12 protein-coding genes are annotated in these 16,442 nt (G+C 67.3%); 7 read left to right on the forward strand and 5 right to left on the reverse strand.

All coding sequences use genetic code 11. From position 1 onward, the window contains the following. Positions 1–30: 30 nt before the first annotated feature. The gene (locus VNM24_03575) at positions 31–2,166 is read right to left on the reverse strand and encodes a molybdopterin-dependent oxidoreductase (protein HWQ37679.1); all 2,136 of its coding nucleotides are present in this window, start codon (positions 2,164–2,166) and stop codon (positions 31–33) included. Between the two features lie 31 nt (positions 2,167–2,197). Next, positions 2,198–3,007 carry an IclR family transcriptional regulator gene (locus VNM24_03580; protein HWQ37680.1) on the reverse strand — a complete coding sequence of 270 codons (810 nt, stop codon included), beginning with the start codon at positions 3,005–3,007 and terminating at the stop codon, positions 2,198–2,200. Positions 3,008–3,108: 101 nt separating this feature from the next. Between VNM24_03580 and VNM24_03585 the strand changes: the two genes are divergently transcribed. From VNM24_03585 to VNM24_03610, 6 genes are all read left to right on the forward strand, one after another. Next, positions 3,109–4,059 (forward strand): MBL fold metallo-hydrolase, encoded by a 951-nt coding sequence (locus VNM24_03585; GenBank protein ID HWQ37681.1) that lies wholly within the window; start codon positions 3,109–3,111, stop codon positions 4,057–4,059. Between the two features lie 44 nt (positions 4,060–4,103). Further along, positions 4,104–5,774 carry an FAD-dependent oxidoreductase gene (locus tag VNM24_03590; protein ID HWQ37682.1) on the forward strand — a complete coding sequence of 557 codons (1,671 nt, stop codon included), beginning with the start codon at positions 4,104–4,106 and terminating at the stop codon, positions 5,772–5,774. After that, positions 5,771–5,965 carry a DUF2783 domain-containing protein gene (locus VNM24_03595; GenBank protein HWQ37683.1) on the forward strand — a complete coding sequence of 65 codons (195 nt, stop codon included), beginning with the start codon at positions 5,771–5,773 and terminating at the stop codon, positions 5,963–5,965. The genes VNM24_03590 and VNM24_03595 overlap by 4 nt, the downstream gene beginning before the upstream one ends. A gap of 124 nt (positions 5,966–6,089) precedes the next feature. Continuing rightward, positions 6,090–7,226, forward strand: a complete 1,137-nt coding sequence (locus tag VNM24_03600) for a homogentisate 1,2-dioxygenase (GenBank protein ID HWQ37684.1) — start codon at positions 6,090–6,092, stop codon at positions 7,224–7,226. Between the two features lie 58 nt (positions 7,227–7,284). Continuing rightward, positions 7,285–8,274, forward strand: a complete 990-nt coding sequence (locus tag VNM24_03605; GenBank protein HWQ37685.1) for a fumarylacetoacetate hydrolase family protein — start codon at positions 7,285–7,287, stop codon at positions 8,272–8,274. A gap of 131 nt (positions 8,275–8,405) precedes the next feature. Then, entirely contained in the window at positions 8,406–12,365 is a 3,960-nt protein-coding gene (locus VNM24_03610; GenBank protein ID HWQ37686.1) for a hypothetical protein, read from the forward strand. 297 nt (positions 12,366–12,662) lie between these two features. Here the strand turns inward: VNM24_03610 and VNM24_03615 are convergent, their stop codons facing one another. Continuing rightward, complete coding sequence (locus VNM24_03615; GenBank protein ID HWQ37687.1) at positions 12,663–12,938, reverse strand: EF-hand domain-containing protein; 276 nt, start codon at positions 12,936–12,938, stop codon at positions 12,663–12,665. Positions 12,939–13,180: 242 nt separating this feature from the next. Between VNM24_03615 and paaH the strand changes: the two genes are divergently transcribed. Next, complete coding sequence (gene paaH, locus VNM24_03620) at positions 13,181–14,701, forward strand: 3-hydroxyacyl-CoA dehydrogenase PaaH (GenBank protein HWQ37688.1); 1,521 nt, start codon at positions 13,181–13,183, stop codon at positions 14,699–14,701. A gap of 52 nt (positions 14,702–14,753) precedes the next feature. Here paaH and VNM24_03625 read toward each other — a convergent pair whose 3' ends face one another. Further along, positions 14,754–15,677: a M48 family metallopeptidase gene (locus tag VNM24_03625; protein HWQ37689.1), complete on the reverse strand. Its 924-nt coding sequence runs from the start codon at positions 15,675–15,677 to the stop codon at positions 14,754–14,756. A gap of 72 nt (positions 15,678–15,749) precedes the next feature. After that, on the reverse strand, positions 15,750–16,286 hold the full coding sequence (locus VNM24_03630; GenBank protein ID HWQ37690.1) for an HNH endonuclease: 537 nt from the start codon (positions 16,284–16,286) through the stop codon (positions 15,750–15,752). Positions 16,287–16,442: the final 156 nt, after the last annotated feature.

The following is a 16,442-nucleotide window of genomic DNA, read 5'->3' on the forward strand; positions in this document are numbered from 1 at the left end:
CTTCTCGCTGCAAGCCGTGCGGCGTTGTGGTCAGTGCCGCGCTTGGGCGCCCTGATCCGGCCGGGAAACCTTCTCCAGTTGCGCCAACGTGGAATAGAAAACCGGTCCGCGGCCCATGTCGGCCTCGTCCTGGCTCACCAGCGCGTTGACATTCACGCCGTTGGGCATCCTCGATCCCTGCAGCTGCTTCTGCGTGCCCACGACCCCGGGCAACAGGCCCTCCACCACCACGGCATGGCCAAACACTTCTCCCCGATCGTTGTACAGGCGGCAATAGTCCCCGTTGCGGATGCCGCGCGCGGCTGCGTCCTGCGGGCTCACCTCGAAGGTGGGGCGAGACATCATCTCTTGCAGGCGCGGCACGTGCTGGAAGCTCGCGCCGATAAAATAGTGGGTTGCGGCGCTGATGACTTGCAGGGGGTACCTGGCCGCTGGCGGCGCGCTCTCCAGCCCTTCCGTCTCCGGCAGATGGGCCGGCAAGGGATCGAGCCCCAGAGCGGCCATGCGTTCGGAGTAGATCTCGATCTTGCCCGAAGGCGTGGGCCAGCGGCCGGAATTGATGCCCGGTCGCCGCGGCGAGTCGACCGCCGCGCGCGCCCAGCCCTTCTCTTTGAGCATTTCCCAGCTCACCCCCTCGAACAGGGGGTTGTAGGCGGGGTCGATCAGCTCCTTGATCATGTCCTCGTCGGACTGGGCGAAGCATGGCTCGTCGTAACCCATCTTGCGCGCCAGGCGGCGGAACATCTCGTTGTTGTCCAGGCTCTCGCCGATCTTGTCGATCGCCGGCAGCGAAAGCCCGAAGTAGAAGTGACCATACGCGCCGATGACGTCGGTGCGTTCCAGCGTGGTATCGGCCGGCAGCAGGATGTCCGCGTAGTCCGCGGTGTCGCTGAAGAACGTGTCGTGCACGACGGTAAACAGGTCCTCCCGGGACAGGCCGCGGCGCGCGGCCCTGGTATCCGGCACGCAGTTGGCGGGGTCGGAGTTCCACACGAACAGCGCCCGTACCGGCGGCTCGGCCTCGTTCAGCGCCTTGCCGAGCTGAATCATGTTGAAAGTGCGCGGCGTGCGTCCGGCCAGGAGATCCGGGCGCTGCAGCTTGCGCAAATCGACGTTGCGCATCTCGCCGCCGGTAGACATGCACACCCCACCCTTGCCGCAGAGCGCTCCGGTGATCACCGGGAGCAGCTCGATCGCGCGCACCATCGAGCCGCCGTTGGAATGGCGCTGGATTCCCCAATTCAGGCGGATGAACGATCGCTTCGTCGAACCGTAGAGCAGCGCGAGCCGTTCGATATCTTCGGCCTTGATTCCGGTGATCCGAGCCACGCGCTCCACCGGATATTGCGGCAGCCGCTCGTCGATGAGCTTCTCCCAGCCTACGGTGTGCCCTTTGAGGAACTCGACGTCGTGCAGGCCGCGATCGACGATGATCTTCATCATCCCCAGCGCAAGCGCCGCGTCGGTGCCGGGCCTGGGCTGAAGGTGCCAGTCGGCGAAGGCCGTGGTGCGCGTCACCCGCGGGTCGATGGCGATGATCTTCGCGCCGTTGGCCCGCGCCTCGTTGACGAACGGCATCGCATGCACGCCGGTGGAAACCAGGTTCGTGCCCCACAACAGCACCACCTCCATCTGCGGCAGGTCCTCGATATTGGCCTGACCGACGCGTCCGTTGGTGAACGTCTCGGCCGCCACTCCGGCCGCCGTGCAGATCGTGCGCTCCAGCCGGCACGCCCCCATCTTGTTGAAGAAGCGCTCCCCCATTCCCAGGAAACCCAGGATCGCGATCGACCCGGAGTAGGAGAAAGGCAGGACCGCCTCGGGCCCGTGCTCCCGGATGATCGCCTTCAGGCGGGCGGCGACTTCGTCGAGGGCCTCGTCCCAGGTGATGCGCTGCCATTTCGCACCGGGGCCTTTGGGCCCGACGCGTCGGCGTGGATGGAGCACGCGTCGTTCGTTGTAGACGAGGTCCAGATAGTGGTTGACCTTGTTGCACAGGTAGCCGCGGGTGATCGGATGGCCGGGGTCGCCCTCGACCCGGATCGCGCGGCGGCTGCGCATGTCCACGGTCACCAGCATGGCACAGGAGTCGGGGCAATCATGCGGACAGGTCGCGCGGACCACCCTCTGCGAAAGCGCGGCCGGGTTCTTCGGTGCGGGTTCCATCGCCTGAGCCTGTGTGCGGTGAAGGCGAATTCTACTCCGCCGGCGCCGAGATCGCGCCCAGGCGCCGCGACAGTCCGCTCGCGGCCTCGCGCAGCGCACGCGCCACGCCGCCGCTCCAGCGGGTGTCGAAGTGACCGGCGTGGCCCAGCGCGGTGAGCGCCAGCACGAGCCGACCCGCGTGATCGAACACGGGCGCCGACAATGCCGCGACACCTGGAATCAGATCCCCTTCCACCCGCGCCATGCGGCGTCGCCGCACCTCGCGCAGCAGCGCCTGCACCTGGCGCCGCGTGCGCGGGCCGGTGGCGTTCGGATTGCGCGCCGCGGCCGCCAGCTCCCGGTCGATCAGAACGCGGGTCTGCGCTTGCGGCAGGAAGGCGGCGAACACTCTGCCGGTGGCCGAGGTCAGCAGCGGCAGTACCCCCCCGCTGCGCAGGTTGACCGTCACCGGGCGGCGCGCTTCTTCCCAGCGCACCACCGTGGCGCCGTAGCTGCCCCAGACCGCGAGCGCGGTCGTCTCCTCGACCCGATCGCGCAGGTGGGCAAGCACCGGGGTGGCTGCGCGTATCGCATCCAGGCGCGCCAGGCTGGCGAGCCCCAGGCGCAGCGCGAAGGCACCCAGATCGTATCGCCCGGTTTCAGGCAGCTGCTCGACCAGCCCGATGCGAACAAAGCTCACCAGGTAGCGGTGCGCCTTGGCCGGCGCCATCCCGGCCGCTGCCGCCAGGTCGCGCAGCATCAGCGGGCCGCCGCGCTCGACCAGCGCGTCGATCAGCCGCGCGCCGACCTCGATCGACTGAATCCCGCGTCGCGTGCGGCGCGCGCCGTGTCGGGTTGACATGATCGCGAGGGGTTCATTACGCTTCGTGAAAGCGATTCACCGAATCGTAATCATTCCCGGGCGTGGGCGGCAAGGGCGGCGCCCGCCGATCGAGGCGCGTCATGGAAAAAGCATTCGCATCCCAGGCGGATCTCGCCGAGAAGAGAGTCTCATTCGTCGAGCTCGGGCCGGGCGCCTACGCCTACACAGCGGAAGGCGATCCCAACACGGGGATCATCGTCGGCGACGACGCGGTGATGGTAATCGACACGCAGGCCACCCCGGTGATGGCGCGCGATGTCATTCGCCGCATCGGGCAGGTCACCGACAAGCCCGTGAAGTACGTCGTGCTGTCGCACTACCACGCGGTGCGCGTGCTCGGCGCGTCCGCTTACGGGGCACAGTGCGTGATTGCGAGCCGCGGCACCTATGATCTGATCGTCGAGCGCGGCGAAGCCGACATGAAATCGGAGATCCAGCGTTTTCCCAGGCTGTTCCGCGCCGTCGAGTCCATTCCCGGGCTCACCTGGCCCGATCTGGTCTTCGAGCGCGAGCTGACGGTCCATCTGGGCAGCCGCGAGGTGCGCCTGCTGCACCTGGGGCCGGGGCACACCAAGGGCGACACCGTCGCCTGGCTGCCCAAGGAACGGATCCTGTTCAGCGGCGACTTGGTGGAGCATGGCGCGACGCCCTATGCTGGGGACGCCTATCTCAAAGCCTGGCCAAAGACGCTCGATGCGCTGCGCGCGCTCAAGCCCGAGAAGCTGGTTCCCGGCCGCGGTGACCCATTGATGGATCCGCAACAGGTGCAAGCCGGAGTGGAGGGAACGCGGGATTTCATCACTCAGCTCTACCAGTCGGTTGCCGAAGGCGCGCAGGCAGGCCGGCCGCTCAAGGCCGTCTACCGGGAGACCTGCGAGCGCCTGCGACCCCGGTTCGGGCACTGGGTGATCTTCGATCACTGTATGCCGTTCGACGTGAGCCGCGCCTATGACGAGGCCACGCACTATCCGCACCCGCGCATCTGGACCGCCGAGCGGGATCTGGAGATGTGGAAGGCGCTGGAGGGTTGAAGCGCTCGCCAAGACCTGACGCAAGGGCGCGCAGTGTCGATTCCATGAGGGCTGACCTCTTCGAGTACCGCAAGGCCCCGGAGCTCAGGGGGCAAAAACGCCGCTACGCGGTCATCGTGGTGGGCGCCGGGCCGGTGGGGCTGACCGCCGCACTCGACCTCGCGCAGCGCGGCATCGACTTCATGCTGGTCGACGAAGATCAACGGCTGTCCGAAGGCTCGCGCGCGATCTGCTTCGCCAAGCGCACGCTGGAGATCCTGGACCGGCTGGGCTGTGGCGAGCGCGCCGTCGCCAAAGGCGTCGTGTGGAACACGGGGAAGGTATTTCTGCGCGAGCGCCTGCTCTACACCTTCGACCTGCTGCCCGAAGGCGGCCACAAGCGCCCGGCCTTCATCAACCTGCAGCAGTACTACCTCGAGCAGTTCATGATCGAGCGCCTGCGCGACCTGGGTGCTGACCTGCGCTGGCGCAACAAGGTCGTGGCCCTGAGTGCACGGGCCGACGGCGCGGCCGTTACCGTGGACACGCCCGACGGTCGCTACCGGGCCGATTGCGACTATCTCGTGGTGGCCGACGGCGCGCGCAGTCCGGTGCGTCACATGCTGGGACTGGAAACCCGAGGCCAGGTGTTTCGCGACCGTTTCTTGATCACCGACGTCAGGATGGCAGCGGATTTCCCGACCGAACGCTGGTTCTGGTTCGATCCGCCCTTCCATCCGGGCCAGTCGGTGCTGCTGCACCGCCAGGCCGATGACGTCTGGCGAATCGACTTCCAGCTCGGCTGGAACGCCGATCCTGAGGCGGAGAAGCAGCCCGAGCGCGTCATCCCCCGCATCCAGGCCATGCTCGGGCCGCAGCGCCGTTTCACCCTCGAATGGGTCAGCGTCTACACGTTCCAATGCCGTCGCATGGAGCGCTTCCGGCACGGGCGCGTGATCTTCGCCGGAGACGCCGCCCATCAGGTGTCGCCGTTCGGTGCGCGCGGCGCCAACAGCGGGATGCAGGATGCCGACAACCTGGTGTGGAAGCTCGACCTGGTTCTGCGCCGGCGGGCGCCGGAGGCCCTGCTCGACAGCTACGACCAGGAGCGCACCGCGGCGGCTGACGAAAACATCCGTCATTCCACGCGCAGCACCGACTTCATCACGCCCAAGAGCGCGGTGAGCCGGGTGTTCCGGGACGCCACGCTGGAACTGGCTCGCGATCACGAGTTCGCGCGCAGACTCGTCAACTCCGGACGGCTGTCGACCCCGACCACGTATCGCGATTCGCCGCTCGGCACCCCGGACCGCGACGAGTTCACATCGGCCTGCGGCCCCGGCGCTCCGGCGATCGATGCGCCGCTCAGCGCCGAGGGCAAACCCGGGTGGCTGATCGACCGACTGGGCGGAGAGTTCCTCGGTCTTTACTTCGCCGGCGCTCGGCCCGTCGCACCCGCCATTGCGGAGGGCCTGCGCTCGATCGAGCGATTGCCCGTCGCGGTCAAGCCGCTCGTCGTTTGCACCGTCGATGCGCCGCAGCCGCCGTTTGCCCACTGCCGGGACATCCACGGGCTGATCGCGAAGCGCCTGGATGCGCGGCCGGGAACGTTCTATCTGTTCCGGCCCGATCAGCACGTCGCCGGGCGCTGGCGCCACTTCGAGGCGGCCGCGGTGCGCGGGGCGCTCGCCCGCGCCACGGCCGCTCACTGGGCATCGGAAGGCGTGGCCGGATGAAGCTCAACACCGCTCCGAACATGCCGGTCCCGGACGATTTCTACGAGGCGCTGATCGAGGCGCATCGCGGGCTGAGCGACGAGCAGAGCGCGGCGTTGAACGCCCGCCTGATACTGCTGCTCGCCAACCACATCGGTGACCTCGAAGCGCTGCGCGAGGCGCTGCACCTCGCCAGGGAAACGCGGGACTGACCACGCAGAGGTGCTGGCACGGAGAAGCCGGGGTCAATGCGAAGCATCGGCTACACACCAGCTCGCTGCGGATTCGAAGCACTCAATGCCTCGGCGGACGCGGGGTGAAGATCAGGAGGCTGCTATGAGCAAGCGATGGATCAGCTTTCCCAGAGGCGAAGGCACGCACTCGCGCCAGGCCCATGCCGACTTGCCTGCGGGCACCTACGAGCGCGAGATGAGCAAGGAAGGTTTCTTCGGCCCCAGCGCGCACTTTCATCACCGCCATCCACCCACCGGCTGGATCGGCTTCGAAGGCGCGCTGCGGCCGCGGGCTTTCGACCTGAACCGGCTCGTATCCGCGAGCGACAGCCCGTGGAACGCCGCGCGCCTGCTGCGCAATGGCGACGTGAAACTGCGGTTCTGGCGCTGCGACCGTGCGATGGACCATCTGGCGCGCAACGCCGACGGCGACGAACTGCTTTTCGTGCACGAGGGGGCGGGCGACCTGTATTGCGACTGGGGACACATGACCTACCGCGACGGCGACTACCTCATGCTGCCGCGCGGCGCCCTGTGGCGCATCGAGCCGGCGGGGCCCACGACGCTGCTGCTCATCGAATCCACCGAGGGTTCATACCAGTTGCCGGAAAAGGGCCTGGTCGGCGCGCATGCGATCTTCGATCCCGCGGTGCTGGAAGCCCCGCGCATCGACGACGCATTCCGGGCGCAGCAGGACGAGCGCGAGACCCGAGTGGTGGTCAAACGGCGTGAGGCGCTGGCCACCATTACCTATCCCTTCAACCCGCTCGACGCCGTCGGCTGGCACGGCGATCTGGTGCCGGTGAAGCTCAACTGGCGCGACATCCGCCCGCTCATGAGCCATCGCTATCACCTGCCGCCTTCGGCGCACACGACCTTCGTCGCGCGCAATTTCGTGGTCTGCACTTTCGTGCCGCGGCCGATCGAATCCGATCCCGGTGCGCTCAAGGTGCCGTTTTTCCACAGCAACGACGACTACGACGAAATCATCTTCTACCACCGCGGGCAGTTCTTCTCGCGCGACAACATCCGCCCGGGCATGGTCACGCTGCATCCCAGCGGCTTTGCCCACGGCCCGCACCCGAAAGCTTTCGAGATCGGAGCGCAGGGAGCGCGCGCCCAAACCGACGAAGTGGCCGTGATGATCGACACCCGTTTTCCGGTCGAGGTCGAGACGCTTCCTGCAGGCGTGGAAGACACTGCGTATGTCGATTCCTGGAAGCGGAAGGCGACCGCATGAAAGGCTTTCGTCCTCGCGTCGCGGCGCGCCCTGCCCCCTTTCGCTTGAGGGACAAGGCGTGAAGCTGGCCTCGCTCAAGTCCGGACGCGACGGCAGGCTGGTCGTGGTCAGCCGGGATCTGTCCCGCGCGGTGGCTGCCGAGGGCGTCGCACCGACACTGCAGTGGGCGCTCGATCGCTGGGCGCAGGTCTCGCCCCGGCTCTCGCAGCTCGCCGAAGCGCTCGAAGAGAACAAGGCTGCGGGCGCCTTTGCGTTCGACCCCAGCCACTGCGCTTCGCCGCTGCCGCGCGCGTACCAGTGGGCGGACGCTTCGGCCTACGTCAATCATGTCGAGCTGGTGCGCAAGGCACGCGGGGCGCAGATGCCGCCCGAACTCTGGACCGATCCGCTCATGTACCAGGGCGGATCGGACTCCTTCATCGGGCCCTGCGATCCGATCCTGGCCGAATCGGAAGAGTGGGGAATCGATTTCGAGGGCGAGATCGCGGTCGTGACCGACGACGTGCCGATGGGTATCAAGGCCGCCGCCGCGAGCGCACACATCAAGCTGCTCATGCTGGCCAACGACGTCAGCCTGCGCAACCTGATCCCGAAGGAACTGGCCAAAGGGTTCGGCTTCTTCCAGAGCAAACCGGCCACGGCGTTTTCGCCTTGTGCGATTACTCCGGAGGAGCTTGGCGCGGCCTGGGACGGCAGAAAGGTCAGGCTGCGGCTGCGCGTGACTCTGAACGGCCGACTGTTCGGCGAACCCGATGCCGGCACCGACATGACGTTCGACTTTCCGGCGCTGATCGCGCATGCCGCGCGAACCCGCGAGCTGGAAGCCGGTTCCATCGTGGGTTCGGGCACGGTGTCCAACGTCGATCGCAGCAGGGGCTCGGCCTGCATCGCCGAGAAGCGCATGCTGGAGATCATCGATGCCGGCGCGCCCTCCACGCCTTTCCTGCGCTTCGGTGACCGGGTGCGCATCGAAGCGCTGGATGCAGAGGGACGGTCGCTGTTCGGCGCGATCGATCAGGCGGTCGCGCGCTACCTTCCGCCGTCCTGAAACGCAGGCCGCGCGCTCACAGACTTCCTTCCCGCTCGGTTCCGCGAACGGTCGTGCCCGTGCGCGCGGCTTGATGCATGCAGCGCGGCTGCGATTCGCTTCCCGCGCCCCGCTTGTCGGATAATCCGGGCATGCAGTCGAAGGCAACGACTCTTCCGCGGCGGCTTCTGCGCTGGAGCGTGTGGACGCTGGCCGCCGCCGTGCTGAGCCTGCTGCTCGGTCTGCTCTACGTGAGCCTCGTCGGAATTCCGGTCGATGCATCCGCGTTGCGCGAGCCGGTTGCGCGCGCCTTCTCCGAAACCGTGGGGCGCGAAGTGCGCCTGGAAGGCGCCATGCGGCTCGAAATCTCCGGCCGGCCCAAGCTCACCATCGGCGCAGTCAGCATCGCCAATCCTGAGGGGTTCGGAGCACGGGATTTTGCGCGCCTGGGCGAGGCGCGGCTGGCGCTGGATCTCTGGCAACTCATGCACCGGCGTCTGCACGTGGACGAACTTTCGGGCCGCGACGTGCAGGTGCGATTGGTGCAGCGCGCGGCCGGCGACAACAACTGGACCTTCCAGCTCCCGGCAGCCGATCGGTCCGGCGCACGGCCGCAACGCGCGTCCACGTCCGTCGCCGACCTGCCGGTCATCGATATCGACCGTGTCTCGCTCGAAGGCCTGAAGGTCGAATACGTGACGCGCGAAGGCGTTTCGCATTACTTCGACCTGCATGCGCTGAGCGCCAAGGCTCCAGCCGATGAGGCGCTGACCATGAAGCTCACCGGCACCGTCGAGAAAGTCTTCCCCTACCAGATCGAGCTGGCCGCAGGTCCCCTACAGGATCTTCTGCGCGCCGAAAAACCGTGGCCGCTGCGCCTCACGCTGACCTTCCTCAGCTCTTCCCTCACGCTCGAGGGCGCGCTGACCGGCGCGAGCGGCGATCTGCGCTTCGGTCTCGGCACCGAGACGCTCACCGAGTTCGAGCGCCTGTTCCAGACGCGCCTGCCTGCGCTGGGGGCCACGGCGCTCGCCGGCCGCATCGTGTTCGATCCGCGCAAGGTGACCGTGTCCCGGCTGGTCGGGGTCATGGGCAACACGACCCTGAGCGGCGAGCTGGAATTCGACACCAGCGGCGCGCGCCCGACAATTCGCGGAGCGCTTGCGCTGCCCTCGCTGGACCTGCGCCCGTTTCTGCTGCCGCGCCCCGAAGATCCCAAGGAAGCGATGGCGCGGATGGCTGCCCCGCCCAGGAGCCTGGCCGATACCTATCGCGAGCTGTCGCAGGTCGCCTTCAGCCTGAGTCAACTCAACGATCTGGACGCCGATCTGACCCTGAGCGTGGGCAACTGGCTGAACCTTCCGGGCGACGTGAAAGACGCCGCGCTGCAGGTCAAGCTCGAACAGGGTCGGCTCGAAGTCCCGATTCGCGCCACGGTCACCGGCGTTGCGCTGGCGGGTCGCGCGCACGCCGACGCGACCACCACGCCGCCGCGCTTCGCCATGTCGCTCGCCACCCGCGAATCCGATCTCGGCGGGCTGGCCGAGCTGCTCACCGGCCTGCCCGGAATCAAGGGGCGCGTAGGCCGCTTTGAGCTGCGCGTCGGGGCACAAGGCGATCAGGTGAGCGAACTGGTGCAAAGCCTCGATGTGCGTCTGGAGATCGAGCGCGGCCATCTGAGTTACGGCAACATCGAAGGCGGACGGCCGGTCGCGTTCGATCTGGACAAGTTCGCGATCGCGCTGCCCTCCGGACAGTCCTTACGCGGCAATCTGCGCGGGACGCTCCTCGGCCGCCCGGTTCAGGCTTCGCTCTCGGGCGGGGCGCTGGAGGCGATGATGCTGCAAGGACGTTCCCCGATCGATTTCAACCTCGAGTCGGGTCAACTGCGCGCCCGCGTGCACGGGCTGTTGGAGCGGCCCGCGCTCGAGCGCGGGCCGCAGATCGCCTTCGAGCTCGCCGCGCCGCGCGCCAGCGCCGCGGCGAGCTGGCTCGGATTCACACCGGATTCCCAGGCCAGCATCCACCTCAGCGGGCGGGTCTGGCTGCGCAGCCGGTCCTGGCGCGCCGAGCGCGTGCGGATGCAAATCGGGCGCAGCGCGATCCTCGCCGAGGTCGCGCAGACTTTCATCGGCCAGCGCCCGCTGATTCAGGCCAAGCTCTCCGCGGACAACATCGATGTGGCGGAGATCGAGTCACTGCTGCCGCGTTCGGAACAGCCACGCAGAGCCGGACCGGTGCTCGACATCCCGATTCTTCCACGCGGAATCGACCTCACCGACTCGGATGTGCAGGTGCGGCTCGCGCGCTTCGAGGGCAGTCCGCTCGAGATCCGCGACGTGTCGTTCGACGGGCGCATCCGCGAAGGCTACATGCATCCCTCCACCTTCGCGGTGAAGGTCGGCGACGCCGCATTCAGCGGCGCCATCCTGCTCGATCTACGCGCCCAGGAACCCGAAGCCAGGCTGTGGCTTGCCGCCGACGACGTCGATATCGGTGCCCTGCTGCGCAGGCTCGATCTGGTGACCGGCCTCGACGCTCGGCTCGACTTGATGCGCCTGTACCTTGCGACCCGTTCCAGCCGCCTCGGCGACATGCTTTCGCGCGCCGATCTCACCGGCACCTTCGCGGGCGGGCGGCTCACGCTGCGCGACCCCAACACGCGCGCCGAAGCGCGTATCGGGCTGCACACCGGGCTGCTGCGCGCCGAGCCCGGCGCACCGCTGCGGCTCACCCTGAACGGCTCGCTCGACGATATTCCGGTCTCCGTTGGCCTGGAAACCGCACCCGCCAGAGATCTGGCCGACACGCGGCTGCGCATCCCGTTCAAGCTCACCGCCGAGGCGGCGCAGACTCGGCTTGCGCTCGCCGGCGCAGTGGCGCGACCGCTCGGCAACAAGGACGTCGAACTCACGCTCGACCTGCAGGGCTCCCGCCTGAGCGCCCTCGACCGCCTGGTGCGCGCTTCGCTTCCGCCATGGGGTCCGTGGTCGGCTTCGGGAAAGTTCAGAATGTCCGCGGCCGGCTACGAGGTTGCCGACCTGCGGCTGCAGATCGGAGACAGCGTGTTGACCGGAAACGGCAAGCTCGAAACCGTTCATGCTCGGCCACGCCTGGAGGTGGCACTCGCTGCGCCCAACATCCAGCTCGACGATTTCAGGTTCGACGGCTGGTCGCCGGTGGAAAGCAAGCCGGCCGAAGCGGACAGGGCTTCGGCCCGGGACGTGCGCGAAAAGGCGGTCCGGGCCACCGATGAAGCGCAGCGCCTGCTCAGCCCGGCGGTCCTGCGCCGCCAGGATGCCTTTCTCAGCGTGCGAGTCGACCAGGTGTTCTCCGGCCGGGACAAGCTGGGCAGCGGGCGGCTCGATGCGCGGCTGGAAAACGGGCGCGCCGACATCGGACCGATCGAAGTCGAGATTCCTGGCGGATCGGCGACGGTCTCGCTCGGCTATGAGCCCACCGAGCAGGACGTGCGGGTCGGGCTGCGCATCCAGGTGCGCAGATTCGACTACGGCATTCTTGCGCGCCGGATCAAGCCCGATACCGACCTGCGCGGCACCTTCAGCGTCGACCTGGACGTCACTTCGCGCGCGCGCTATCTGTCCGAAGTCCTGCGCCACGGCAACGGGCGCCTCGACTTCGCGGTCTGGCCGGAAAACATGAAGGCGGGAATCTTCGATTTGTGGGCAGTCAACGTCCTGATCGCGCTCGTGCCCGCGGTCGATCCGGAAAAGCAGTCGCGGGTAAACTGCGCCATCGGCCGCTTCGAGCTGACCGACGGGCGGCTGGTGGACCGCGCAATCGTCCTCGATACCAGCCGCATGCGCGTGATCGGCACCGGCCACGCCGACTTCAAGACCGAGCAGCTCCGATTGCGGCTGCGTCCCCGCAGCAAGACCGCGCAATTCCTGAGCCTCGCCACGCCGATCGGCGTCAACGGCAGCTTCACCGAGTTCAGCATCGGCGTGTCCCCCGGAGACGTGGTCGAGACGGTGGGCCGGATGGCTACGTCGGTGATCTGGGTGCCGCTGCAGAAGCTGTTCGGCAGCCGCATCCCGCGCGACGGCAGCGACGTGTGCTCGGATCCCTTCAGCCTCCAGACCCGGCGCTAGGCGGTGCCGGCCGGCGTGTTGGCTAGAACCTATCTCAAAATCCCCGGCGGCCGCGGCGGGGTTGCCTGGGGATGCAGCGCGAGGCGCGGGCAGCGAGACCATTGGCCAGAGCCAAGGACCCGAGCCGCAACGACGCGCTGCGCCCCAGGCGACCCCGCCCCGAAGGGTTGCGACGATAAGCGGCCGTCTGCGTCGTTGGCGCGCTCGGCCGTAGGCTTAGCTACTGTCCTTCGCACGCCGCCTCGCATCCAACCGCTTCTCGTCGCAACGCGACCGTCGGGGATTTTGAGATAGGTTCTAGAGACTGATCAGCAGAACTTCGAACTCGCGCAGGTCCAGCTTGCCGTCGCGGTTGTAATCGGCGCGCCGGAATCCGGACGCCAAGGCCGGATCCTCCGCGCAAAGCTCCTCCTTCGTGACGAAGCCATCGCCATTGCGGTCGACCTTCAGCCACATCGGCTTGACTTCGTCGAGCGAATAGAACCCGGCCGCGGCCGGTGGCGGCAGCGCGCCCCACAGCGCCGCCAGCACTGCGGTGGCGAAAACCTTTCCAGCGATCCCCTTCGAGCGCATAGGGCTGCTCCTCGTCGTTGGCATTCAGTGTTCGTGGATGCGATTGTCACTCAAACGTCGCGCAAAGATAAGGGATGACGTTCGCTGAGGAACAAAAGATCGCCGCACTTATCACACTTAAACAATCTGATAAAGCGGTTTCTTCGTGTCGAATATATGGTTTGCGACGCCGCGCGCCGCGGCTTGATCTCGGGGCGGCGAGCAGGCCAACATGGCATCCTTCCTGGAACGCGGGATCCAACATGAAAGACGCACTGCCGCGCAGCGCGAAAGTGGCCGTGATCGGAGCGGGCACGATGGGCACCGGCATCGCGCAGGTAGCGGCCAGCGCAGGTCACGCCGTTTACCTGCACGATGCCTTTCCCGGCGCCTGTGAACGAGGCAAGAAAGCGATCGAGAAGGACCTTGCGGCCCTGGTCTCAAGAGGCAAGCTCGCGGCCGACGAGGCGGCCGCGATCGCGGCCCGCGTGCATCCCATCCACAAACTGCACGCGGCCGCCGACAGCGCGCTGGTCATCGAGGCCATCGTAGAGGACGAGGAAGCCAAGCGCACCCTCTATGGCGCGCTCGAAGCCGAAGTCGCGTCCGGCTGCATCATCGCCACCAACACCTCTTCGCTGTCGATCACGGCGCTGGCCAGAGGCATGAAACACCCCGAACGTCTGGTCGGGATGCACTTCTTCAATCCCGCGCCACGCATGGCGCTGGTCGAGGTCGTGAGCGGACTCTTCACGAGTCCGGAGGTCGCCGCGCAGGTCGCGGCCACCGCAAATGCCTGGGGCAAGACCTCGGTGCAGGTCAAATCCACGCCGGGATTCATCGTGAACCGCGTCGCCCGACCCTTCTATGGCGAAGCGCTGCGCTTGCTGGCCGAGCAGGCCGCCGATCCCGCCACGCTGGACGCGCTGCTGCGCGACAGCGCAATGTTCCGCATGGGCCCCTGCGAGCTGATGGACATGATCGGCCTGGACGTCAACCTTGCCGTGACGACCTCGCTCTTTCAGGCGATGGGCTACGACCGCCGCTACGCGCCCTCGCTGCTCCAGCAGGAGCTGGTGCGCGCCGGTCGCTTGGGGCGCAAGTCAGGCGAAGGCTTCTATCGCTATGTCGACGGCGAAGCCGGGCCCACGGCGGCGGTGGAACCGACGGCTGAGGCCGCGGAATCGATTACGCTCACCGGCGAGCTTGCACCGCTGCAGGCGCTGGCGGCGCGCCTGAAGAACGCCGGCATCGGTGTCAAGCAGGTCGCGCGATCCGATCCGGTCGAGCCGGGCGTGGCGCGCGTGGCGCTGTCGGACGGGCGCAGCGCCACACGCCGGGCGGTCGAAGAACACGGTCAGGACTTCGTGCTGCTCGACTTGTGCCTGGACTACGCCAAGGCTGTGCGCATCGGCGTGACCCGCGCGGCGCAGTGCCGCGACGAGCCTTACCGTGCCGTGGTCGGCGCGTTGCAGAAGGCGGGCTTCGCGGTTACGCCCGTCGCCGATGTCGCCGGCCTGGTCGTGTTGCGTACCGTGGCCATGCTGGCCAATGAAGCGGCCGATGTGGTCGCACAAGGCATCGGCAGCGCAGCCGATGTCGACACCGCGATGCGGCTGGGCACCAACTACCCCCAGGGCCCGCTGGCTTGGGCGGATCAACTCGGCCCGGCGCTCGTGGCGCGCGTGCTCGCGAACCTGCAGGCGCACTATGGCGAAGACCGTTACCGCATCTCGCCCGCGCTGAACCGTCTGCGCTGGAGCGGCGGGAAGTTTCACGCCTGATCCCCGGCTAAGTCCTCCGATCGGCCGGTTCAGCCACGCGCCTCGCGCGCGGTCACCCCCCGGCCGCCGCGTGCAGTTCGCCGCCGCCCGGCCAGAACCTGGCCGTCGGCGCCGGGCGCAGCTTGTACACGGGGCGCGGAGACTTGTCCTGATAGTAGGGCATCATCTGCGGCACCAATGCTGCGAGCGCTTCCATGCGCCTGGCCGGTGCCGGATGAGTGGAGAGAAAATCGAAGCGGGACTCGCCTCCGCCCAGCTGGCTCATTTTGCGCCACAGCGTGACGGCCGCCTCGGGGTTGTAGCCGGCTTTGGCCGCCAGTTCGATTCCGATGCGATCGGCTTCCGACTCGGCTTCGCGGCTGTTGGGCAGCTCGAGGGCAACGATCGCCGCGAGCGCGGCGCCTTGCACCGCCAGGCCGCCGTAGCGACTGTCGCGCTGGGTCAGCGTCAACGCGCCCAGCCCCAGCTGCAGCGCGATGGCGCGCGACATCTTTTCCGCGGTGTGCCTGGCCAGCGCGTGGGAGATTTCGTGGCCCATGACCTGGGCCAGTTCGTCGTCGGTCACCTTGAGTTGCTGGATCAGGCCGGTGTACACCGCCATGCGTCCGCCAGCCATGGCCCAGGCGTTGACGGTTTTGGGATCGTCGATCACCGCCACGCTCCATTGCCAGCTCTCGGTCTCCGGACGGTACCGGATGGCCTGCGCCACGAGCCGGCCGGTGATTTCGTCCACTCTGGCCTTCAGCGCAGGATCGTTGTTGAGCTTTCCGTCCTTCGCCATCGGCTTGAGCATTTCGGCATACGCCTCCTGAGAAGCGGCGATCGCCGAATCCTCCGACACCAGCATGAGTTGCTGGCGACCGGTGATCGGATTGGACTCACAGCCCGCGAAGGTCGCGGCACACAGCGCCAGCACGATGAAGTTCTTCATGGGATTCAGGCAATCGACGATGCGAAGGGCCAGCAACCCGAACACCGTTCCGGTTCAGCGGGAGGCGGCATGACGGTCGTTGGACAAGCTGGAGCCGCCGTCGTTGGCGCGCCGGCTTCAGCTGTGCAGACGGCTGTGCCTGGGCACCTTGGCCATCAGATATTCCATCTGGTCTTGCAGGATACGGCGGTTTTGCAGGATTAGATGTTCGTACCGGTTGGGCACATAGGGCAGGTAGAGCAGCGGCATGCGAGCAGCCTCCGGCGTGCGCCCGCCCTTGCGGATATTGCACGCGCGGCAGGCCGTGACCACGTTCATCCAGCGGTCGCGCCCGCCCTTGTAGATGGGAATGACGTGGTCGCGAGACAGATCGCGTTCGCGGAACTTGTCGCCGCAGTAGGCGCAGATATGACGGTCGCGCTGGAACAGGGCCGTGTTCGACAGGTGCGGCTCCGCGTGGTCCTTGGCGAAGTCGACTGCGCCCTTGATCGCGATGATGCTGCGGGTGGACAGCTCGGAGCGCTGGCCGGTCCGCTGGGAGATGCCGCCGTGGTACGTGGCCACGACAGTCCCCAGCGACCACGCCACCATATGGCGAGCGTGGTACGTGATTGCATCTTCCACCATCAGCCAGCGATTCGGTACGCCGGCCATGTCCACGGCCAGAATCAGCGCCACCTGCAGCTCCGTCACCCAGGCCCTTCACGGCCTCTTGTTAAGACCTCGTCGGCGCTCAATGCTTATTGTTGCGCCCGCGCCAGAGTATAGAGGCAGGATTTGGAGTTTGGAAGCCGGTTTGCCCGGCAAGTG

The organism is Burkholderiales bacterium (assembly GCA_035560005.1).
Lineage (GTDB): Bacteria > Pseudomonadota > Gammaproteobacteria > Burkholderiales > Eutrophovitaceae > DASRFY01.